At 36.8% G+C, this 22,603-nt stretch carries 17 protein-coding genes; 8 read left to right on the top strand and 9 right to left on the bottom strand.

What is annotated here, in order from left to right:
* Window positions 1–6 precede the first annotated feature (6 nt).
* A complete protein-coding gene (locus tag ACTNDN_RS19110) occupies window positions 7–2,283 on the top strand; it encodes a glycoside hydrolase family 65 protein (RefSeq protein WP_441131816.1) in 2,277 nt (758 codons plus the stop codon).
* 113 nt (window positions 2,284–2,396) lie between these two features.
* Complete coding sequence (gene pgmB / locus ACTNDN_RS19105; RefSeq protein ID WP_349205194.1) at window positions 2,397–3,056, top strand: beta-phosphoglucomutase; 660 nt, start codon at window positions 2,397–2,399, stop codon at window positions 3,054–3,056.
* Window positions 3,057–3,371: 315 nt separating this feature from the next.
* On the opposite strand, the gene ACTNDN_RS19100 is transcribed toward pgmB, so the two are convergent.
* Window positions 3,372–5,138, bottom strand: a complete 1,767-nt coding sequence (locus ACTNDN_RS19100; RefSeq protein WP_349205195.1) for a glycoside hydrolase family 13 protein — start codon at window positions 5,136–5,138, stop codon at window positions 3,372–3,374.
* 413 nt (window positions 5,139–5,551) lie between these two features.
* Here ACTNDN_RS19100 and ACTNDN_RS19095 point away from each other — a divergent pair, with 413 nt between their 5' ends.
* Window positions 5,552–6,508 carry a LacI family DNA-binding transcriptional regulator gene (locus ACTNDN_RS19095; RefSeq protein WP_441131813.1) on the top strand — a complete coding sequence of 319 codons (957 nt, stop codon included), beginning with the start codon at window positions 5,552–5,554 and terminating at the stop codon, window positions 6,506–6,508.
* Window positions 6,509–6,568: 60 nt separating this feature from the next.
* Here ACTNDN_RS19095 and hxlB read toward each other — a convergent pair whose 3' ends face one another.
* The 7 genes from hxlB to ACTNDN_RS19060 form a co-directional block, all read right to left on the bottom strand.
* Window positions 6,569–7,117 carry a 6-phospho-3-hexuloisomerase gene (hxlB, locus tag ACTNDN_RS19090; RefSeq protein ID WP_251629006.1) on the bottom strand — a complete coding sequence of 183 codons (549 nt, stop codon included), beginning with the start codon at window positions 7,115–7,117 and terminating at the stop codon, window positions 6,569–6,571.
* Window positions 7,110–7,757 (bottom strand): 3-hexulose-6-phosphate synthase, encoded by a 648-nt coding sequence (gene hxlA / locus ACTNDN_RS19085; RefSeq protein WP_031537665.1) that lies wholly within the window; start codon window positions 7,755–7,757, stop codon window positions 7,110–7,112. The genes hxlB and hxlA overlap by 8 nt, the downstream gene beginning before the upstream one ends.
* Before the next feature lie 143 nt (window positions 7,758–7,900).
* On the bottom strand, window positions 7,901–8,905 hold the full coding sequence (locus ACTNDN_RS19080; RefSeq protein WP_349205198.1) for a LacI family DNA-binding transcriptional regulator: 1,005 nt from the start codon (window positions 8,903–8,905) through the stop codon (window positions 7,901–7,903).
* A 93-nt stretch (window positions 8,906–8,998) separates the two neighbouring features.
* On the bottom strand, window positions 8,999–10,288 hold the full coding sequence (locus ACTNDN_RS19075; RefSeq protein WP_441131810.1) for an MFS transporter: 1,290 nt from the start codon (window positions 10,286–10,288) through the stop codon (window positions 8,999–9,001).
* Window positions 10,285–11,250 (bottom strand): sugar kinase, encoded by a 966-nt coding sequence (locus ACTNDN_RS19070; protein WP_031537670.1) that lies wholly within the window; start codon window positions 11,248–11,250, stop codon window positions 10,285–10,287. Before ACTNDN_RS19070 ends, ACTNDN_RS19075 begins: the two co-directional genes overlap by 4 nt.
* Entirely contained in the window at window positions 11,237–12,022 is a 786-nt protein-coding gene (locus tag ACTNDN_RS19065) for a hypothetical protein (RefSeq protein WP_441131808.1), read from the bottom strand. Before ACTNDN_RS19065 ends, ACTNDN_RS19070 begins: the two co-directional genes overlap by 14 nt.
* Before the next feature lie 758 nt (window positions 12,023–12,780).
* Window positions 12,781–14,145, bottom strand: a complete 1,365-nt coding sequence (locus tag ACTNDN_RS19060; RefSeq protein WP_349205094.1) for an MATE family efflux transporter — start codon at window positions 14,143–14,145, stop codon at window positions 12,781–12,783.
* A gap of 357 nt (window positions 14,146–14,502) precedes the next feature.
* Here ACTNDN_RS19060 and ACTNDN_RS19055 point away from each other — a divergent pair, with 357 nt between their 5' ends.
* The 4 genes from ACTNDN_RS19055 to ACTNDN_RS19040 all read left to right on the top strand — a co-directional run bounded on the left by ACTNDN_RS19055 (window position 14,503) and on the right by ACTNDN_RS19040 (window position 19,636).
* Window positions 14,503–15,702, top strand: coding sequence for an MFS transporter (locus tag ACTNDN_RS19055; protein ID WP_235251739.1), 1,200 nt, complete (start codon window positions 14,503–14,505; stop codon window positions 15,700–15,702).
* A 591-nt stretch (window positions 15,703–16,293) separates the two neighbouring features.
* Window positions 16,294–17,313 (top strand): PTS transporter subunit IIC, encoded by a 1,020-nt coding sequence (locus ACTNDN_RS19050; protein WP_441131806.1) that lies wholly within the window; start codon window positions 16,294–16,296, stop codon window positions 17,311–17,313.
* Between the two features lie 255 nt (window positions 17,314–17,568).
* A complete protein-coding gene (locus ACTNDN_RS19045; RefSeq protein WP_349205096.1) occupies window positions 17,569–18,927 on the top strand; it encodes an FAD-dependent oxidoreductase in 1,359 nt (452 codons plus the stop codon).
* A 106-nt stretch (window positions 18,928–19,033) separates the two neighbouring features.
* Complete coding sequence (locus tag ACTNDN_RS19040; protein ID WP_031537677.1) at window positions 19,034–19,636, top strand: DNA-3-methyladenine glycosylase; 603 nt, start codon at window positions 19,034–19,036, stop codon at window positions 19,634–19,636.
* A gap of 56 nt (window positions 19,637–19,692) precedes the next feature.
* Here the strand turns inward: ACTNDN_RS19040 and ACTNDN_RS19035 are convergent, their stop codons facing one another.
* Window positions 19,693–20,664 carry a bile acid:sodium symporter family protein gene (locus ACTNDN_RS19035; RefSeq protein ID WP_441131804.1) on the bottom strand — a complete coding sequence of 324 codons (972 nt, stop codon included), beginning with the start codon at window positions 20,662–20,664 and terminating at the stop codon, window positions 19,693–19,695.
* 236 nt (window positions 20,665–20,900) lie between these two features.
* On the opposite strand from ACTNDN_RS19035, the gene ACTNDN_RS19030 reads away from it, so the two are divergent.
* The gene (locus tag ACTNDN_RS19030) at window positions 20,901–22,496 is read left to right on the top strand and encodes an alpha-glucoside-specific PTS transporter subunit IIBC (RefSeq protein ID WP_441131802.1); all 1,596 of its coding nucleotides are present in this window, start codon (window positions 20,901–20,903) and stop codon (window positions 22,494–22,496) included.
* The last annotated feature ends 107 nt before the right edge of the window (window positions 22,497–22,603 follow it).

Here is a 22,603-nt window from a genome sequence, read left to right as displayed (position 1 = left end):
AAGATTATGTCGAATAAGCGCCTTTTCGAAATAAACAGTTGGAAGCTAATATCAAATAAGTTGGAAAAAAAAGAAAAGCGATTGCAGGAAAGTCTAACCTCCATTGGAAACGGATATATGGGGATGCGCGGAAACTTTGAAGAAGGCTATTCAGGAGATTTTCATCAAGGTACGTACATTGCAGGTGTATGGTTCCCTGATAAAACAAGAGTCGGCTGGTGGAAAAATGGCTATCCTCAATATTTTGGTAAAGTGATTAATGCGCTAAATTTCATTGGTGTTGACATTTATGTGGACGGTGCAAAAGTAGATTTGTATAAAGAAAATCTGATTGATTTTCACCTAGAGCTAGATATGAAGGAAGGGATTTTAAAACGAAGCTTTATCCTTCAAAAAGGAGAAAATCAAATCCAATTTGAGTTTGAGCGTTTTTTAAGCATTGTTGCAAAAGAGGTTTGTGCAATAGATATAAAGGTAACTGCACTAAAAGGAGCACCTAAGATTGAATTGGTTCCCTATCTAGATGGAGATGTAACAAATGAAGACTCCAACTATGATGAGAAATTTTGGGGAGAAATCGGAAGAAAGGTTGAAGCCAATTCAGGTAACCTAATAATGAGAACGGTTGATAATCCTTTTGGTACGCCAAGGTTCGCAGTCTCAGCTTCGATGGTTAATACGATTAGTCACTTAGAAGTGACTTCTTATAATGAAAAAACAATGTATGTTGCTAATGCATATAACAATAAGATTAATCAAGGGGAGTCCATCTATCTTCAAAAGTATGTGGCAATTTCAACTTCTCGTGATTGGGAAGAAGAAAAACTAGCAACAGTTTCTGACATGTTAGCAAGAAAAGCGCAAGAAAAAGGATATACTGCTTTAAAAGAAGAGCATATTGCCGCATGGGCAGCACGTTGGGAAAAGGCAGATGTTCAAATTGAGGGAGACGAAGAAGCACAGCAAGGAATACGTTTTAATATTTTTCAATTATTCTCTACTTACTATGGGGAGGACGCTCGCCTGAATGTAGGACCAAAAGGCTTTACAGGAGAAAAGTATGGAGGGGCCACTTATTGGGATACAGAAGCATATATTGTGCCGATGTATTTAGCGGTTGCAGAGCCTATAGTAACAGAACAGTTGTTGCGTTATCGACATCAACAGCTTCCTGGCGCAGAACATAATGCGAAACAGCAAGGGCTTAAAGGGGCATTATATCCAATGGTAACTTTCACTGGTGTAGAGTGCCATAATGAATGGGAAATTACATTTGAAGAAATACACCGTAATGGGGCGATTGCGCATGCCATTTTTAATTATGCAACATATACAGGGGATGAAACCTATGCATTAAATGAAGGATTAGATGTGTTAGTAGGAATCAGCCGCTTTTGGGCAGATCGTGTACACTATTCGAAAAAGAATGATCAATACATGATGCATGGGGTAACAGGACCAAATGAATATGAGAATAATGTAAATAACAATTGGTATACAAATAAGATTGCAACTTGGACACTTAGATACACATTAGCATTACTTGAAAAAGCTGCTCCGCAAAGAAAGGCAGACTTAAACATTGGAAAAAGTGAGTTAGTTAAATGGCAGGAAATTATCGATAAGATGTATTTCCCTGTAGATGAAGAATTAGGTATCTTTGTCCAGCATGACACGTTCCTAGACAAGGATCTTCGTCCAGTGGATACCTTATTAAAAGAAGAAAGACCGCTTAATCAAAATTGGTCTTGGGATAAAATATTGCGCTCCTGTTTCATTAAACAGGCTGATGTTTTACAGGGATTGTATTTCTTAAATCATGAATTTAGCTTAGAAGAGAAAAAGCGCAATTTTGACTTTTATGAACCAATGACGGTGCATGAATCAAGTCTATCACCATGTGTTCATTCTATTTTAGCAGCAGAAATTGGGCTAGAGGAAAAGGCATATGAAATGTATCAACGTACGGCTAGATTAGACTTAGATAATTATAATAATGATACAGAAGATGGGCTGCATATTACTAGTATGTCTGGAAGCTGGCTAGCTATCGTACAAGGATTTGCCGGGATGCGCACAGCAACAGGGACTCTTTCCTTTGCGCCATTTGTTCCTAAGGGTTGGAATAGTTACTCCTTTACAATCAATTATCGTAATCGATTGATTAAAGTAACAACCACTTCTGTTGATGTAAAATTAGAGCTTCTATCTGGAAACCCACTAGAAATTCAGTTATATGGTAAAGCTGTTTTATTAGAAAAAGAGTTTGTTGGAAAGAAATAAATAGTAGAAGGAAAGGAGCACTGATTAATTATCATTTTAATGCTATATGAGGAAAGGCAGGCATTAGAATGGAATGAAAGCAGGGCTCCTTTTTAAATAGGGAGGGATACAGTTTGTTAAAAGGTATAATTTTTGATTTAGATGGAGTTATTACAGATACAGCAGAGTACCACTATTTAGCATGGAAGAAGACAGCTGAAGCAATTGGCGTACCGTTTAATCGCGAGTTTAATGAAGAGTTAAAAGGTGTTAGTCGAATGGACTCGCTTTATAAAATATTGGATTATGGCAGAATACGTGAGCAATTTTCCGAAGCACAAGTGGAAGAGCTGGCGCATGATAAAAATACGTATTATCAAGAACTAATAAAAGAAATTACCCCTAATGATTTATTGCCAGGGATTGAAGCGTTTTTGACAGAATGTAAAGAAGCAGGTTTGAAAATTGGTCTTGCATCGGCAAGCAAAAATGGACCAGTAATTTTAGATAGATTAGAAGTAACGTCTTTCTTTGATACCATTGTAGATCCTGGCACTTTAAAAAAAGGAAAGCCTAATCCTGAGATCTTTGTAAAAGCAGCAGAGCAATTGCAGTTACAAGTAAATGAATGTGTTGGTGTGGAGGATGCCGAGGCAGGCATTCAGGCAATAAAGGGAGCAAATATGTTTGCGGTTGGTGTTGGAACACCTGAACGGATGAAATTAGCAGATTGGCAAGTAGGCAGTACTGCAGAAATTACTCTTGCACGATTAAAGGAAAAGTTAGCTGAATAATAGGGGACAGGAGAATGGAGCGTATGATGCGCTCTGTTCCTTTTTTGTTTTTGGTGTGATAGTGGTTCATAAAGGGGACGGATGAAAGCCAAAAGTGGTGGAGGCATCGGGGAAAAGTGGCGTTCATAAGATGGATGAAAGCCACAGGCGGTGGGGGCATCGGGAAAAGTGGGGTTCATAAAGGGAATGAAAACCAAAAATAGCAGCAAAAAGCAGAAAAACCGCAATTCCATAGGAGAAAAATAAAAAAACGAGACTTCCAATAGTACTCCAAAGTCTCGCTTTACGATATCTGCCTCCTAGTAAACTTATAAATTAATTAGAAGTCTTAAACTGCAAAATGGAAAACTCACCTGGAGAAAGAGTTAGTTCTTTTCCGTAACTCCAGATAATCTCTTTATCATGATAAAGATCGTGAACATTTTTATTATCGATATCTTGTACGGGAATCGTAAATGTTAGTTCTTGGTCCGAATTATTTATAGAGAAAATAATGTGCTCTTCCTTATATGTTTTTTGGTACATAACAATATTATTATCTGACTCCAAAAAGACAAAAGAACCTTTGTTTCCAAATGCCAGATAGTTCTTACGAAGCATAATTAACTTTTGGATGTGAGCAAATAAATCAAGATCCTGCTTTTCTTTTTCCCAAATCATACATTTTCTGCATCCTGGATCTTGTGTACCATCCATTCCTATTTCATCCCCGTAGTAGATACAAGGTGTTCCGGGGAAGGATAATAGGAATAGATAGAGGAGTTTGACTTTATCCTTTCGATTATTGGCAAGCGTCAAAATACGCGGGGTATCATGACTGTCTAATAGATTAAAGGATACTTCGTTGATGCTATTTGGATACATATGAAGCACATTGGTAATCGTATGTTTAAACGCTGTGGAAGTAATGGAATCCTTCGCAAAGTAATTTACTGCACCTGTTGTAAACGGATAGTTCATTACTGCATCAAATTGGTCCCCTTGTAGCCAAGGCATGGAGTCGTGCCATATTTCTCCAAGGATATAAGCATCTGGATTCAACTGCTTTACTTCTGTACGGAACTCTCTCCAGAATTGATGATCTACCTCATTTGCCACATCAAGTCTCCATCCATCAATGCCGAATTCTCTTACCCAATAGCGGCCAACTTCTAGTAAATATTCCTTCACTTCTGGATGGCTTGTGTTTAGCTTTGGCATAAATGGGGTAAAAGCAAAAGTATCATAGTTTGGAATTGGCGCAGTTTGAATTGGGAATTCACGAATATGGAACCAATCCTTATAAGCAGACTCTTCTGCTTTTTCCATGACATCTTGCCACTGAGGGAAGAAATAACCACTGTGATTAAAGACAGCATCTAACATAATCCGAATGCCATTTTCATGGAGAACATCTACCATCTTTTGAAACGTTTGTTTATCTCCAAATTGTGGGTCGATTTCCATATAGTCGATCGTATCATATTTGTGATTGGAATATGCCTTAAAGATTGGTGTAAAATAAACCCCGTTAACTCCTAAATCAACAAGATAATCTACATGATCAATAACACCTTGGAAGTCACCACCAAAGAAATTAGTTGGCGTTGGTTCTGTGCTTCCCCACTCTAACGTATCGGCGGGATTAAGAGCCGGGTCGCCGTTAGCAAAGCGTTCTGGAAAAATTTGATACCAAACTGTATCTTGTACCCAGTCTGGAGCGTTAAAGGAATCTTCTTTATGCACAAAAGGAATACAAAAATAATAGGCAGTATCGTCCGTTGGAACTTCTTCATAAAATCCCTTTTCGGTATAAATCAGTGTTTCCCCATTAGATAAAAGTTCAAATCCGTAACGTAAGCGTCGGTATTCAGGTTTTATTTCAATAAACCAATAATCATAAAGCTCCGTGCTTCCGCTTTTTTTCATTGCTGCCTTTTCATATTGCCATGCTTGATTAACAAAAATGTAAGGGTCTCCAAAAATGAGCTGAACAGAATCTATATCCGCTTTTTTTGTTTGCAAGCGGATGTGTACGGTGTCGTCATTATAAATATAAGAAAAATTATTGCCTGGTCGATGATAAATAGCTTCTTTTAACATAGAATCTCCCTTTCTACGCAAGCGTTTGCATATTTTGAAGTTGAGTATCGAGCAAAAAACAATTATAATATAAATAGATAAAAGGAAAACGTTTGCACTCCTCTATTATCAACCCAATCGCTGTTTTTATCAAGCATATTTGTAGAAAAGTTTAGATATTTACCCAATCGTTATTTCTCCTCACTCAAAGTTAAGTGCAAGCTTTGAAGATTTCGTAGAGGATAGATGATGACTGGCCGTAAAGTGTTCGAATGGTTGAACGGATTTCTGTAGGGATGGAAGAACGAGATACTGATGGAAGTATTACTTTATGGGTAGAATTTTTGTTATAGAATAATTATGATAATAGGTAGAGTGATTAACCGCTTACAATTTGTGTGTGAATAAATTATATAAATACTGGGGGAGTTCCTTTGGCAACACTTTCAGATGTGGCAAAGAAAGCAAATGTCTCGAAAATGACTGTATCAAGAGTATTAAACCATCCAGAGCAAGTGACAGATGAATTAAAGCAGCTAGTATATCAAGCAATGCAGGAGTTAAATTATGTCCCTAATTATGCAGCAAGGGCTTTGGTTAATAATCGAACACAAGTGATAAAATTATTAATTTTAGAGGAAATGGACACGGTTGAACCTTATTATATGAATTTATTAACAGGTATGAGCCGAGAACTGGATAAGAATCATTATTCCTTGCAGCTTGTAACAAGGACGTCACTTAATATAGGAAAATGTGATGGTATTATTGTTACAGGGATGAGGGAGCCCGATTATCCTTTTATCGGAAAATTAGCAATTCCAGTCGTCTTATTTGGCGAGAATTTGCATGGATACGACTTTGTTGATGTGGATAATAAAAAAGGTACCTATGTTACGACAAAACATATTTTAGAATTAGGATATGAACAGCTTGTTTTTATTGGAATTGACGAGGAAGAGCCCTTTGAACAGCTTCGTGAGGCCGGATTTATGGAAGCACTCGCCGAAATACATGCAGAAGGGGTAATTTTAAGAGTGAAAAACAGCTCAAGAGAGGCAGAGGCAAAAGTATCCGATTTCTTAACGAAGAAAAAGGGGCAAGTTGGATTTGTTTGCGCTTCTGATCGTATTGCTACAGGTGTGATTCGTGCAATACAGAAGACTGGAAAAAGTGTGCCAGAAGATTATGTTGTAACCGGATTTGACGGTGTATTTTTAGATAGAATTTCTTCTCCTACAATCACAACAATCAAACAGCCGTTAATGGAAATGGGCGAAGCTTGTGCCCGTATGCTTCTAAAGAAAATAAATGAACGAAATAAAAATCAAGGGAAACATATTTTTGAACCGAAGCTTATTGTTCGAGGATCGACTGTTCTTGATGCCTAGAGAAAAAAAGGAAGACTGCAGAATGGATGTAGTCTTCCTTCTTTCAAAAGAGAAAATTTATTATTCCATATTACTATGGCGCTTAAAGGCTTCCTCAAATCCAATCGCATTTATCTCAGCAAAGTTTAGACAAATAGCATCAAAAACAATATGGGCACATTGATCGAACAAAGAACCAAGAGGCTGTATAGATTTCGCCTCTGTTGCCTTTCGATATTTTGTGCTTGCGGGAATACAGATTGTATCCGTTGCTTCTTCCACAAGTGGGGAGCTAGGATCAGTAGTTAAGACTAAAACGCTACAACCTAGTTTATGGGCTGTTTCAGCCGTCCATATGACCGATTTTGTTTTACCAGAACCAGAGATAGCAATTAACATATCTTCACTGGAGATAGAAGGGGTAATGGTCTCTCCCACTACGTACACAGTTGCACCTAAATGCATTAATCGCATGGCAAAGGATTTGGCCATTAAACCAGATCTACCTTCTCCGACAACAAAAATCCTCTTTTTTCCTCTGATTAAAGCAGCTGCCTCTATTAATAATTTTTCATCAACCTGTGATAGAACGAGTTGGATTTCCTGTTGAATAGCAGTAAGCTTACTCATTAATATAAACGCCTCCTCTTGCTAGTTGTTTAAATTGTCTTGCTGCTTCTGATGGGTTGACCGCTTTTGTAATAGCAGAGCCAATGATAGCTATATCGATACCATCTGCAAGAAGCTGTGGTAAAGAATCTATTGTTATTCCTCCTGCCGCTGCGATTGTGTGTGAAGAAGTTGGATATGCGGCTAGAATCTGGCTATTTTTCCATTCGTTTTTCCCACTTAATTCTTGTTCATCCTTACTGATATGTAAGCAAAAAATAGCATCTTCAATCGTGAGAAGTGACTTTAGCTGTTCACTGGACGTGTTTAATAAATCAATCATCACTCTTTTTTGATAAATTTTAGCGATCTCTATGCAGGTTTCAATGGTTACTTTTGGGGCAGTTCCCATAACAGTGATAATATCTGCTCCAGCAGTGAAGCTAATCTCCGCTTCATATTTAGCATTGTCCATTGTTTTCGTGTCAGCAAGAATGGTTTTATGAGGAAATACCTTTTTCATTTCTCGAATACTTTCCATACCAAATTCTTTGATTAGAGAGGTTCCTACTTCGATCCAATCAATATCTGGTTCTACTAAACTGGTTAAGCGAATTGCTTCTGGAATTGTTAAGCGATCTAAAGCCAATTGAATTTTCATTTGAATGAACAGTCCTTTCTTTTGTTACTAAACCGATTTATCGAAAAGAAAAAATTTTTTATGATTTAGATTGTAGGGCGGGGAAGCGTAATATTCAAACAATCATGAGAACTTGAAGGAACACTCCCCATTCCCCAATACTATTAAATCTTTTTGATCGATGATTGTCTTACAATCAACTCACATGGATAGATAATTTTTTCCTTTTGATAGGATTCCTTATTGATTTCTTTAAGAAGTACCTCGGTTGCTTTTCTTCCCATTTCAAAAGCCGGTTGTGCAATGATGGTCATGGGAGGATTGGAAAGATGGGCAAAAGGAAAATTATCAAATACAATAAGGGAAACATCTTCCGGAATACGGAAGTGATTTTCCTGTAAAAATGCTAAAGTCTCTAAAAACACTAAATCGTTTCCGGCTAAAATTGCTGTTGGTGGATTTTCCTTCTGAAAAAGCTTAGACAATGCGGTTTTCACATTTTCTATTTCAGAGCTGATGATATAGTCCTCACAAATATCTATCGAGTATGCTTGCAAAGCTTTTTTATACCCATCCATTCTTTCCTTTCTTGTAGAAATAGTTAATGGCTGTGTCAAAATAGCGATATTTGTATGTCCATTTTCCAAAAATAGCTGGATAGCTTGAAAGCTAGAATCAACGTTTGTGGAAAGAATAAAGGGTGCTTCTATTCCCGGTATATCTCTATCCATAAATACGACTGGATAATCTTCTTCAATCATTTTTGCATAAATATCTGTGTTTTGCCCTGTTGGAAAAATAATAAGACCATCTACCTGTTTGGCACGCAATGTTTCTATATACGTTCTTTCCTTTGCAGGATTATTGTCAGCATTACAAATAATCGCCTGATAGTCATGCTCAAAGCAATAATCTTCAATGGAACGGCAGATTTCAGTTGAAAAACGATGTACAATATCTGCTACAATAATCCCGATCATGGAAGTCTTTTTTTGTTTAAGGCTACGTGCGATATAATTAGGGTGATATCCTAGTTCTTCAATTGCAAGCTTAATTTTTTCTCTTGTGTCTTCTCCCATGTACTCATAACGTTTATTGATATATTGGGAAACGGTGCTCTTGGAAACACCAGCATAATTTGCTACATCTGCCATGGTTACTTTCGCCATTTGTTTTCCTCTCTCACTACATTAATAGATTCTTGTTCTAGTATAAAACAATCTGTTCATACATGGAAAGGGAAAGAGGAAAACGCTTAAAAATTAGTCATGTAAGGCTCGCTGTGCTAATTTTGGTTTCTTTTCTAGCACATTCTTTTCCTTTTTTGTCGCAATGATTGTTAAAATAGCAGACAATAATAAGGAGATTGCCATAAAATTATAGGAAGCTCCAAAGCCGCCTGTTACATCATTTAAATAGCCAACAATATATGCTCCAGCAAAAGATCCTAGTGCACCCATACTGTTAATCAAAGCCATGGCTCCTCCAGAGACATTTCTAGGAAGCATTTCTGGAATGATGGCAAAGAACGGACCATAAGGGGCATACATTGCTCCTCCAGCAATGGAAAGGAGAATAAAGGATAGCCAGAAATTGCTTGTGCCAATTAAATAAGAGCCATAAAAGCAGATTGCTCCTATCAAGAGAAATGGATATACAAATAGCTTGCGATTTTGATATTTATCAGAGAAATAGGAAACCGCTAACATAAGAACACATGCTAACACATAAGGAATCGATGCAAGCCAACCAGTTGTTACGATACTTGCATTTGGTGCTGAATTAATAATAGTAGGAAGCCACATAACAAAGCCGTATACGCCGATGCTCCAAAGTGCATATTGAAGACTAAGAAGAATAACAGTCTTTGATTTAAATGCTTCGCGATAGTCTTTTACAGGTTTTAGTTCCTTTTGTTCTTCTGACAACGCGTGATTAATGGCAGCCTTTTCGTCTTCGTTAAGCCATTTTGCATCTTTTGGATGATCATTTACTAGTTTCCACCATAGAAATGCCCAAATAACGGCAGGTAAGCCTTCTAAAATAAACATCCATCTCCAACCGAGGGATTCAAGAATATAGCCAGATACGATGCTCATCCATAATACAGTTGCTGGATTTCCTAGAATTAAAAAGGTATTTGCTCGAGAACGTTCTGCTTTTGTAAACCAATGACTTAAAAATACTAACATAGCAGGCATAACGGCACTTTCCACTACGCCTAAGCTAAAGCGGATAACGAATAATATTTTGACATTTGAAATAAGACCAGTTGCAGTTGCTAAGAAGCCCCAAAGAATTAGCGCCCAAAATACGAGCTTTTTCGCACTCTTATTCTCTGCGTAATGAGCCCCTGGAATTTGAAAGAAGAAATAGCCTAAAAAGAATAATGCACCAAGGAGGGAAGAGGTAGCTGCTGTAATATTTAGATCCTCAGCCAGGCCACCAGCAGCTCCAAAGCTATAATTCGCTCTGTCTAAATAAGCTAAGCTATAGGTAATAAAAACAATCGGGATAAGGCGAATCCATCTTTTTTTAGAAAGGGTATTCATATTCTTACACTCCTTTGAGATTGATTGTTTATAAAATGCACGAGTTCTTGCTTATCTGGATATCCAGTATTATCACCAAGCGATTGAACGGCTAATGCTCCAATGGCATTTCCTCGTTGAACAGACTCTTCTACAGGAAGGTTTTCTAATATACCGCTTATTACTCCAACAGCAAAACCGTCACCTGCTCCAACGGTATCGACTATTTTTTCTACCGGGTAGCCATTGATTATGGCTTCTTCTTTTGCTGATTTATAGTAGGCACCCTTTTCACCTAGTTTGATAATCACTAATTCCACTCCAGCATCTAAGTAGTAGGAGGCGATATCGCTAGGTTTTTCAAAGCCTGTTAGTTTGATGCCTTCTTCTAATCCTGGTAAAACATAGTTGGCTTGTTTAGCAAAGAAGTTAATGGTATCTACCATTTCCTTTTCGGTCTTCCAGAGCTTTGGTCTTAGGTTTGGATCAAAAGAGACCTTTTTAGCGTTGTTTTTAAAAAAGCTTAACGCATGTTTGGCAAAATTTCTAGTATCAGAAGAAAGTGCTAATGGGATGCCTGTCATATGCAAGTGTTTTGCCTTTTGGAAGTAGCGCTCATTAAAGTCTGAAATAGATAGATGGCTTGCAGCAGAACCTTTTCGAAAGTATTGTACTTCTGGATCCCCTTGTGTCACACGTGATTTTAATTGAAAGCCTGTTGGAAAAAGGGTGTCTGTTAGGATTTGATCTACTTGAACATGATGTTTCTGTAATTTCTCCATTATAAATTTTCCGAAGGCATCTGCACCTACTTTACTTACAAAGCTTGCATGGTAGCCTAATTTAGCTAAGCCTATTGCCACATTTGTTTCCGCTCCTGCAAGTTCCATTGTATAGTGATTTATCTCATGTAATGGGCCACAAGAATCAGCAATAAACATAGCCATTGCCTCACCGAAGGTAATAACATCAATTGATTGCATGTGAATTTTCCCTCCTTTGATTTGTTTGAACAATATCTATATATTTATTCATTTCCTCTAAAGATCTCTCTAAGGAAAACTCTAATGCTCTCGGAATCGAGGCTGGAATCCATTGATCGAACTGTCGCCAATAAGCGTCTTGTTCAATTGGTAAAGACACGGTAAAAAAATGATTATCCTCTTTACATACATGCTTCAAATGAAGATAGAAAATAAAGGGTTGGAAAATTTGAAAAGCTTCATAAGCATCTTCGTTTTGAAACGCCCAATTACCGATATCAAATGTCATGCTCACTGGAATATCTATTTTAGAAACGTTTTCAAAAAAGGATGCTAGTGGCTGTATTTTTCCTCCTTCCAACGTTTGGTCATTTTCTACTAATAAAGTGACATTTGGATGGTTCTTTAAAATCTGCCATAATGATTGGAGATCTGACTTATCCTCTATATAATGACCCAAGGGAAGCTTCACCCATTTTGCTGAAATACAGTTACTTTCTTCAAAGATAGTTTGAAGTGCCTGTTCGTTTACTGACCCTGTGCTATTCCAAACGGGAACAGGAGCGGAGTAAACGGTAGCTAAGTTAGCTTTGTGAAGAATGGGTTGTATATTTTTTAAGATAGATAGTAATTCCTTTTCCTTTAATAACTCTCTTCTAATTTCAATTCCAGATGCTTTTGATTTTCCAACGATTGAAATAGCTTGAAGTAGGTCTTTCATTGTTATTTTTTCAGCAAATAAAGAATTTAGAGGAATATATATTTCTGCCATTTAACATTACACCTCGCATAAAACGATTTAGTAAACCGGTTTAGTTGTATTATAATCGGTATGAAAGCGCTTTTCAATACCTAATTTGAAAAAATTCAATAATTAGGGAAAAAGTCGGAGGAGAAAGATTTGCGGATAACTAATTTGATAGCAAAACAAAAAAGAGGCTAGGATAAAACTAAATACCTAATCTTTAAAGACGAACAATCTCTAATTTAGCTCTTAAATAAAGCTACTTTCTCAAGATGGTTATCTATGTTTTTAAGTATGGTCAGGTGTAAAAACTTAAGTCGTTCCATTGCGAGGCCACTGAAAAAGTGAATTACCTGGTGAATCGGTAGTTACCAAACCATTCTAACTTAGTGTAGGCTTTTGTTTTCCGAGGCTTACCGCACGACTCACCGGGGCGAGCGCCGAGCCGCTTCGTCGCTACGCTCCTGCAGGGTCTCGGACTTTCTCGCATCTCCCGTAGGAGTCGAGCGGACACCTCTCCAAACCAACTTATTATTTGCTTTCAAATAAATAAACCTCATTTAATTTGGAGAACTAGACTTTTTCAGTGCCCTCTTCCATTGCGCTGCGGGGTCTAAAGCGTCTCTATTTCCCGCAGGAGTCGATCGTCCTCCACTCCAGTTCATTTCATTTTTAACCCCTTTTCTAAAATAAAAACACGAACGATTATGCGGACTTATCACATAAACGTTCGTGTTTATTGTTAGCTGAAATGTTTATATCCCAGCCTCTTATGAAAAAATGAATTATGCATGCTCCTTCATTGCGCGATTAACCCTTACTCTTTCCCAAGGCTTTGATTTCCAACGTCTAAAGGCGAATATGCCTCTGAACCATTCATCCATCCCTTGAGCAAGCCAAACTCCTAGTAATCCTAATCCTAATGTAATTCCTAAGGCATAGCTCAGTGTAACGGCGATTCCCCACATAGAAATAATGCCAATTATGACAGGGAAACGTACATCTCCAGAAGATTTTAAAGAACTCATTAAGACAATATTCATTGCTCTACCCGGCTCTGTAAATACAACTGCCCATAAAATTGGCAAGCCGATAGCAATAATTTCATAGTTGTTTGTAAATAGCTCTAAAATAGGTTGACCGATAATGGCCATTACCAATGCTGCAGCTAAGGATATCATCATGGCAAGTCTAAGTGTCTTGATCCCGCGTTGTAGGGCACGGTCAAATTGCTTTCCGCCAATATATCGAGCAACAAGAAGCTGAGTACCCTCAGCAATAGCCAAAGTAAATAAGTAGCAGATCATAGAGATATTACTAATATATACTCTTGCCGCTAAAGAAGCATCTCCAAATGATGCAACGATTGCAGTGATCATTAACTGCGAAAATTGATAAGATAAATTTTCACCAGCGGAAGGAATTCCAATATATAGCATGTCACGAATGTCTTGTTTATTAACTTTAATAAAATCTTTTACGGAAAAAGTTAAAGCAATTCTTTTATAAACAAGATAAACCAAGACGAGAACAGCAAATGCTCTAGCAACAACAATCGTCCAGGAAACCCCGATTACACCTGTAATAGGTAAACCAAAAATGCCCAAAATACTGATAGCATAACCTACCAAACTTATCACATTCATTAAAACACTAACGATCATGGATTCTTTTGTAAAACCGTGGCTTCTTAATACAGCACTAAGTGCAAGAGAGAGAGATTCTAAGAAGAGGGATGCACCACATATACGAACAAATATTAATCCGTATTCTAATACTTCACCGCGTATATCAAAAAGTTGTAATAAATGTTCACCGAAGACAACAACGAGGGCTGCGATTATTATTCCAAACCAGAAGTTTAGACCAACTGCAGAACGGGAAAATCTTCTAGCTTTGTGAAGCTCATTAGCTCCTAGTTTTTGTCCAATTAAAATCATAGCGGCGATAGATGTTACATTAAAGACAAGGATAAAAATTCCAAGAAGTTGATTGGCAACCCCAACCCCTGCAGCTGCGCCATCTGAATAATGGCTTAACATTAAAGTAGCGGTAACTCCCATCCCCATGTGTAAAGCAAGTTCAATAAACAATGGCCAAGATATATTAAAAAGAGACTGATTTTGTATTTTTGATGTTGAAACGCTCAACAGTTAAGCTCCCCTTTACATTTAATAATTGCAAACATAAGAACCATTTTATGCTTATTTAGAAGAAAGTAAAGAGAAAAACACTAAATTTTTTAGGGAATTTTTCAAAAATCTTGAATAAAGTAATAGTTACGCTTTTTTACCCTATATTTATGGATTTATTTATGGAATCAGTCCATTATTTACCACTGGGAAATAGCCTTTAAAGAGTAATTAATGACTGATTAATCTTTTAAAAAATTTTGGAGAAAATAGATGAAATGTAATGATGGATGTCTTGACAAGTGTTATTATAGTAGATAGTTTTCATAAATAGGATACATATGGGAAGCCTAAGAAAAAACTGGGAGGAATAAAATGAAAAAGGAAATATCAAATAGAAAAGTGCTTGGTATTGCAGGGCTAGGGTGGATGTTCGATGCAATGGATGTCGGAATGCTTTCCTTTATTATTACTGCACTCCAAGCAGATTGGGGATTAACGGTAAAAGAAATGGGCTGGATAGGCAGCATGAATTCCATTGGAATGGCAGTCGGAGCTCTTGTTTTTGGGTTAATGGCAGATAGAGTAGGAAGAAAACATGTATTTATGATAACCTTGTTATTATTTTCGATTGGAAGTGGATTGTCAGCTTTCACTAGTTCATTAGCAATCTTTTTAATCCTACGTTTCTTTATTGGAATGGGACTTGGTGGAGAATTGCCGGTAGCATCTACACTAGTTGCGGAAAGTGTTCCAAAGGAAAAGCGAGGAAGAGTGGTAGTACTACTTGAAAGCTTTTGGGCTTTTGGCTGGTTACTTGCAGCGGTAATTTCCTATTTTGTTATTCCAAAGTATGGATGGCAAGCAGCATTATTAATTAGCGTACTTCCAGCATTTTATGCCATCTATTTACGATTGCATTTACCAGACTCACCGAAATTTTTAAAAGTAGATAAAGAAAAGAAATTAACGATTAAAGAAAGCATGCAAGCAGTTTGGTCAAAGGAAAACCGGAAGCAAACGGCAACACTATGGATTTTATGGTTTTGTGTAGTGTTCTCTTATTACGGAATGTTTTTATGGCTTCCAAGTGTAATGGTTTCACAAGGTTTTAGTATGATTAAGAGCTTTGAATATGTTTTGATTATGACATTAGCACAATTACCAGGCTATGCAGTTGCAGCCTATCTAATTGAAAAGGCAGGAAGAAAATTTGTACTAGTATTATTTTTAGTTGGTACAGCAGGAAGTGCGTTTATGTTTGGGCTGGCTGATAGCACAGCAATGTTACTTACGTCAGGAATTCTTTTGTCCTTCTTCAATTTAGGAGCATGGGGAGCTCTTTATGCCTATACGCCGGAACAATATTCAACGAAGGTTCGGGGAACAGGTGCAGGGATGGCAGCAGCTATAGGAAGAGTTGGCGGAATCTTAGGACCTTTATTAGTGCCTTACTTAACAGCACAAAATGTATCGATTCCATCTATCTTTACCATTTTTTGTATCGCTGTTTTAATTGGTGCTGCAGTTGTACTTTTCTTCGGAAAAGAAACAAAGAATACAGAAATTATCTAAGAGTGGCTAGCCACTCTTTTTTTGTGTTAAATATTCTGACAAAACTTCATTTTATTAAATAATATCCATTCTATCCTTCAAATCGATCATGTTTATCTGAAATACTAATCATTTTATCCACAAATAAAAAAACAATTTTACATTCTGATTTTAATGATAACGCTTTAATATATTCTGAAATAAAATAATTATTTACATTTTCAGAATATTGGTGATATTATAACTACACACTAATTAAACGGTTTAGGAGGAGCATATCATGAAGATCAAAGCAAATACATTACCGATTATTATACTCATATTATGCTCTTAGGATTAAATGATCCCTCTTTATTATACCGGGAATTGTTTAGTCCAGTTTTTGTTATTAAAAAACAAGGCGCTAAACAGTTTGAAAGACTTGAAGGTGCCTATCCAATATTGGACAGGTTTTTTTTGTTTTTATTGGCTGTTTGTAAAGATTGTTGCTTCTATAATTATTTGAAATTGCGAGTATGGTGTAAACCCACTTCTATCAAAAAACAAGATAGGTGAAAACAGTCTTTTAAATTTATTATATAGAATTATTTTTTAATAGAGGAGAAGAGAACGATGAAAAACAAAGAGTATTTTATGGAACGAATGTATAAAGCTTCAGCAGGAATGTCTAATGCAGTTCTTGTTACATTGGGAATGGGATTGCTGTTGGAGTCGATTGGTAAAGCATTTGGCTGGGATGTATTAATCCACATTGGCGGTGTAGCAAAAGTATTGCTAGCACCTGCATTTGGAGCAGGAATTGCTTATCAATTAGGCGGAAACACATTAGTAATTTTTAGTGCAATGGTCTGTAGCACCATTGGCGGAAATGCCTTACATGCAACAGATGCTGGAATGGTATTGGTTCCAGGACAGCCAATTAGTGCAGTATTAGCTGCAGTTGTAGCAACATATGTTGGTAAATGGGTGAATGGAAAAACTATCTTAGATATGGTAGCAATTCCAGCTGCAGCAATCTTAGTTGGAGGTATGGCTGGAGTTGGATTAGCAGCAGTAACAACACCATTGTTGGAATGGATTAGTGCCCAGATTACGACTTCCGTTCAAGGTTCTCCATTAGTAGCACCAATGGTTATCTCGTTAGTATGGAGCATCTTACTAATGACTCCTGCATCATCTGCAGCACTAGCAATCGCGTTACAAATGGATCCCGTTTCAAGTGCAGCAGCATTAATTGGTTGTACCGTACAATTTGTCGGATTTACAGCAATGTCTCTGCGCCAAAATGATTTAGGAGGATTTCTTGCTCAATCGATCATCACACCGAAAGTGCAATTTCCGAATTTGGTGAAAAATCCGCTATTAATCATTCCACCTTTTGTAGCAGCTGTTATTTGTGCCCCTATTGCTACATTAGGATTTGGGTTCACGACAACGTATGAATTGGCTGGATTAGGATTAAATTCTTTAATTGCCCCAATCAGTATTTTAGCCACACAAGGATTACAGGGATTCTTAATCTATGTGGCAGTAGGGATGGTCCTTCCAATCGTGATTACACTACCTCTGTATTTCGTCATTCTTCGAGTTGGTTGGGTGAAAACAGGAGATTTGGCTATGCGAGTGCAGTAATATTTGATGATTAAAAGAGTCGCCAGTTTAAGGCGACTCTTTTAATGTGTGAAGAATGATACAAAAAAGTTAGGGCAATATAGGAAGGGATAATTTTCTTGTGAATTCTATCACAAAATAGTTGCAATAAGAAATATTCGATGTATAATAAAGGTGTGAACGAAATGTGAATTCTATCACAATATATGTGATTTTTTTCACTAAATAAGTGAAGTTTTTCACATTATAATCTATTACAAAAGGAGTTTTTAAACGATGAAAGTAGTTGTAATTGGATGTACACATGCTGGAACAGCAGCAGTAAAAACGCTAGCTAATTTAAATAAAAACATAGATATAACAGTTTATGAAAAAAACAACAATGTTTCCTTTTTATCCTGTGGAATTGCTTTATATGTCGGTGGTGTGGCAAAGGATGCTAGTCAATTATTTTATTCCTCACCAGAAGAACTGAAATCTCTTGGAGCAACTATGCATATGGAGCATGAAGTATTAGAGGTTGATACAGTAAACAAGGAAGTACATGTGAAAGACTTAACTACAGGGGAAGAAAAGATTGATCATTATGATAAATTGGTGATGACAACAGGCTCTTGGCCAATTATTCCACCAATCGATGGCATTAACTTAGATAATATTTTGCTATCAAAAAACTATAATCAAGCAAATGAAATTATTGAGCGATCCAAGAATGTTAAGAACGTGACAGTAATTGGAGCTGGATATATTGGTGTAGAGTTAGTAGAAGCATTTGCATTAAATGGAAAAAACGTAACATTAATTGATAGCGAAGATCGCATCTTAAATAAGTATTTAGATCAAGAATTTACAGAGGTGGTAGAGGCTGAATTTGCAGAGCGCAATATTAACTTAGCTTTACAACAAACGGTAACAAAATTTGAAGGAAATGACCAAGGAAAAGTAACAAAGGTTTACACAACTAAAGGGGAATATGAAACAGATTTAGTTATCCTATGTGTCGGCTTTAGACCAAATACGAATCTTTTAAAAGGAAAAGTAGATATATTACCTAACGGTGCGATTAAGATTAATGAATATATGCAATCAAGCAACCCAGATATTTATGCAGCAGGTGATAGCTGTGCGGTTAATTACAATCCAACAGGAGAAAAAGTATATATCCCTCTTGCGACAAATGCTGTTCGAATGGGAACATTAGTAGGACACAATATTGCGGGGCATCCATTGAAGTATATGGGGACACAAGGGACTTCAGGATTGCATATTTTTGGATTGAATATGGCATCGACTGGTTTAACAGAAGTAACTGCAAAGCATAATAATATTCCTTATGAAGTAGTAGAAGTTATTGATAATGATCGCCCTGAATTTATGCCAACATTCCATGAAATTCGCTTAAAAGTTCTTTTCCATAAAGAGACTAGAAACATTTTAGGAGCACAATTGATTTCAAAAGCAGATGTTACTCAGATGATGAACACATTATCTGTATGTATTCAAACGAAAATGACAATCGAAGAATTAGGATTTATCGATTTCTTCTTCCAACCACATTTTAATAAACCGTGGAACACATTGAATCAGGCAGGATTAGCTGCTTTAGCGAAAAAGAAAGAACTTATTGAGCAATAGGTATTCAGAAGAAATGGAATCATCTCTATAATCAAAGGGATGATTCTTTCTTTTTGGGGGAAAAGAAATGTATACTAGTAAGAAATAATTGAGGAGACGGACAATGATTGATTACATAAACCAGCCAACAGAAGACATTGCAAGAAAACTGTTAGGAAAGATTCTTATTCACCAGACGCCGACTCATTCGTATAGTGGTTATATTGTGGAGACAGAGGCTTATATTGGGGTGGAGGATATGGCTTGTCATAGTTATGCTGGAAGACGCACCCCTAGGTTAGAATCCATGTATAAAATAGGGGGGACAATTTATATTTACACAATGCATACCCATCAGATGCTAAATATTGTAACAAAAAAAGTGGGTGATCCGCAGGCTGTCCTGATTCGAGCAATTGAACCCCTTGGCGGAATAGAATGGATGGAACGTAATCGAAAAACAAAAGGGGTAACAATCTGTAATGGCCCTGGGAAATTAACGAAAGCAATGGAAATCACAAAAGCTTTAGATGGAAATGTAATAAATGGAACGTCATTATTTATTACGGATGGAAAAAAACCATTACAAATAGAAGAATCAGCAAGAATCGGTATTCCCAATAAAGAAGAGTGGACTTCAAAACCGTTACGATACTATGTAAAAGGGCATCCTTTTGTTTCAGGGATGAAAAAAGGAGAGATGGATTTAAAAGGAGAATTATGGAAATGAAAAAGTAGGGTAACTTTCTCTATAGAAAGAGTTACCCATTTTTCTTTTGAATGAATTCACAACATTTTCCCTTCCTTGACTTTTCCAATGAAAGGTTTCTCATACACTATTTTGATGAAGTAGCCATATAACGCTGCTAAAATTTGTTGGAATAGCATGCCGATAACAACGGGAACGGCCACTGCAGGTGGGAAGAAGCTTACAGCTAGCACTGCCCCCGCACTAATATTTCTCATGCCCCCAGAATAAATCATGGCAATGATCTCCTCTTTGCTTCGTTTCGTTAAAATTCCTAATATCCAAGCAAAAAGGTAACCAGATAATGCAATGATAAAAACAGTAAGTGCCACTTGAAAAAACTTTTTATCAATATTCCGCAAGTAAGGGGCCACGACAGAACTATTAATACTAACAACAAGCGCTAAGCCAATTTTGGAAAAGGGAGAAAGTGTCTGATTCCATACTTTTGCTTTTTCCTTTGAAAATTGATTAAAAGCCATACCAGCAATCGAGGGCAAAACAATCATTCCAAGTAGCCCCTTCATCATTCCCCAAACCTCTAGCTGTACAGCCTCTCCAACGAATAGACTCATACTCAAAGGCACAAGAAATGGAGAAAGCAGGGTGTCGAGCAAGATAATAGCTAGCGTTAGTGCAATATTTCCTTTATATAGGCTAACCCAAATAACACTTGTAATCCCAGTTGGAATAACAACCGCTAAAGTAAGACCGGTAATGGTATAGGCATCCCCTTGGAAAAATAGATGTCCGATCATAAAAGCCCATAAAGGAGTGATGATATGAAGAATTGCCAGTGTTAACAGTAAAGATAGCGGGTGAGTAATTGTATATTTCACCGATTTAAAGTTAGATGTCAGGCTACCTACAAAAGTCATAACCGCAAAAATCCATGGTACTAAGAAAGCAACATGATTCAATACACCAGCTAGTAATACACCTATGACTACACTCACAGGGGTTAACAGCGGCATCCACTTTCCAAGAAAAGCATTCATTTTTTGTAACATGTACAGGACTCCAGTCTAAAATTCATATTTACAATATATGTTTAATTTTGAAGTAATAAAGTTCATTATGTGGGAAAATTCTTACTTGGTGTGAAAAAACACAAAAGTAGTGATTAGGTGCAATTTGCTTACTTCGTATATTCAATGAGGTTATAATAAGCTAATATTAACACATGAAAGCGTTAGCAAATTTTATAATCTGAAAATTACATAAAATAATTGGGAGGTTTTGAGTGATGATGCAAAAAGTTCAGCGTTTTGGCGGTGCATTATATGTACCAGTTCTGCTTTTTCCATTTGCTGGTGTAGTAATTGGGTTAACAATCCTTTTTAAAAATCCATTAATTATGGGTTCGTTAGCAGATCCCGAAAGTATTTGGTACCAATGTTGGTTTATTATTGGCGAAGGTGCTTGGGCTGTATTGAGACAAATGCCATTGTTATTTGCAATTGGAATTCCCATTGCATTAGCTAAAAAGGCTCATGCACGGGCTTGTATGGAAGCACTTATTACGTATCTTACTTTTAATTATTTTATTAATGCAATATTAACAGTGTGGGGAAGTAATTTTGGAGTTGATTTCTCAGCAGAAGTTGGATCAGGAACTGGATTGACAACAATCGCAGGAATAAAAACATTAGATACAAATATTATTGGAGCTATCCTGATTTCGTCGATTGTGGTCTTTATACACAATCGTTACTTCGATAAAAAATTGCCAGATTGGTTAGGTATTTTTCAAGGTACATCTTATGTAGTGATTATCGGATTTTTTGTAATGATTCCTTTAGCTATAGTTACTTCTTATTTTTGGCCGATGGTTCAAACAGGAATTTCATCCATGCAATCGTTTTTAGGAGGAGCAGGAGTTGTAGGAGTATGGTTATATACATTCTTAGAAAGAATATTACTTCCAACAGGTCTTCATCATTTTATCTGGACACCATTTATTTATGGACCAGCTATTATTGAAGGCGGAATTAAAATTTATTGGATTGAACATTTAACGGATTTTGCTGCTTCTACCCAATCATTGAAGGCGTTATTCCCAGAAGGTGGATTTGCTATGTACGGCAATGCTAAAATCTTCGCTATGCCTGGAATCGCATTGGCTCTTTATGCAACTGCCAAGCCAGAGAAAAAGAAATTGGTTGCGTCACTATTAATACCAGCAACTTTAACGGCAGTAGTGGCAGGGATAACAGAGCCGCTTGAATTTACTTTTTTATTCATATCACCATTGCTTTTTGGAATACACGCTCTTTTAGCTGCTACGATGTCAGCAACCATGTATGCATTTGGAATAACAGGATTAATGACAGGTGGTTTAATTGAAATAGCAAGTAATAACTGGATTCCGCTATTTTCATCACACGGATCAACCTATTTACTTCAAATTGGCATTGGGCTAGTGTTTACATTTATCTATTATTTTGTATTCCGAACGTTGATTGTAAAATTAAATATTGCAACGCCAGGAAGAGAACAGGATAGTATATCTGAAACGAAATTATATTCTAAAAAAGACTTTAAAGAGAAGCAGGAAGAGAAAAAGATTGCGTCTGCTAATGGAGGAGCTGGTTTCTCTGATAAAGCTCTAAGCTTCCTAGAAGCACTTGGGGGAGCTGGAAATATTGAAGATGTTATGAATTGTGCAACCAGATTAAGGGTTACAGTAAAAGACGAGAATAAATTACAGTCAGACAGTGCTTTTCAGGCTGCAGGAGCACATGGAGTGGTAAGGAACGGTAAGGCTATCCAGATTATTGTTGGTCTCTCTGTGCCTCAGGTGAGAGAGCAGTTTGAGATACTATTACAAGAAGCAAATTAAGAAAGAAGCGGAAGACTGAACTGACCTAGCCAAATGAGACATATATAAAACACCTATCCATATTAAATTTAACACTTTTTCATTAATTTGATATTGGTTCTTTACTG

This window comes from Niallia sp. HCP3S3_B10, from assembly GCF_052064465.1.
GTDB classification, from domain to species: Bacteria; Bacillota; Bacilli; order Bacillales; family Cytobacillaceae; genus Niallia; species Niallia hominis.
Note: the sequence above shows the minus strand (reverse complement) of the source record. Positions and strands in the feature narration are given on the sequence as shown.

Coding starts and splice junctions, on each gene's coding strand:
- ACTNDN_RS19110 (WP_441131816.1), top strand. CDS start 7: ATGTCGAATAAGCGCCTTTTCGAAATAAACAGTTGGAAGCTAATATCA.
- ACTNDN_RS19100 (WP_349205195.1), bottom strand. CDS start 5,138: ATGTTAAAAGAAGCTATTTATCATCGACCAGGCAATAATTTTTCTTAT.
- hxlB (WP_251629006.1), bottom strand. CDS start 7,117: ATGAGTAAGCTTACTGCTATTCAACAGGAAATCCAACTCGTTCTATCA.
- hxlA (WP_031537665.1), bottom strand. CDS start 7,757: ATGAAAATTCAATTGGCTTTAGATCGCTTAACAATTCCAGAAGCAATT.
- ACTNDN_RS19080 (WP_349205198.1), bottom strand. CDS start 8,905: ATGGCGAAAGTAACCATGGCAGATGTAGCAAATTATGCTGGTGTTTCC.
- ACTNDN_RS19075 (WP_441131810.1), bottom strand. CDS start 10,288: ATGAATACCCTTTCTAAAAAAAGATGGATTCGCCTTATCCCGATTGTT.
- ACTNDN_RS19070 (WP_031537670.1), bottom strand. CDS start 11,250: ATGCAATCAATTGATGTTATTACCTTCGGTGAGGCAATGGCTATGTTT.
- ACTNDN_RS19065 (WP_441131808.1), bottom strand. CDS start 12,022: ATGGCAGAAATATATATTCCTCTAAATTCTTTATTTGCTGAAAAAATA.
- ACTNDN_RS19055 (WP_235251739.1), top strand. CDS start 14,503: ATGAAAAAGGAAATATCAAATAGAAAAGTGCTTGGTATTGCAGGGCTA.
- ACTNDN_RS19050 (WP_441131806.1), top strand. CDS start 16,294: ATGAAAAACAAAGAGTATTTTATGGAACGAATGTATAAAGCTTCAGCA.
- ACTNDN_RS19045 (WP_349205096.1), top strand. CDS start 17,569: ATGAAAGTAGTTGTAATTGGATGTACACATGCTGGAACAGCAGCAGTA.
- ACTNDN_RS19035 (WP_441131804.1), bottom strand. CDS start 20,664: ATGTTACAAAAAATGAATGCTTTTCTTGGAAAGTGGATGCCGCTGTTA.
- ACTNDN_RS19030 (WP_441131802.1), top strand. CDS start 20,901: ATGATGCAAAAAGTTCAGCGTTTTGGCGGTGCATTATATGTACCAGTT.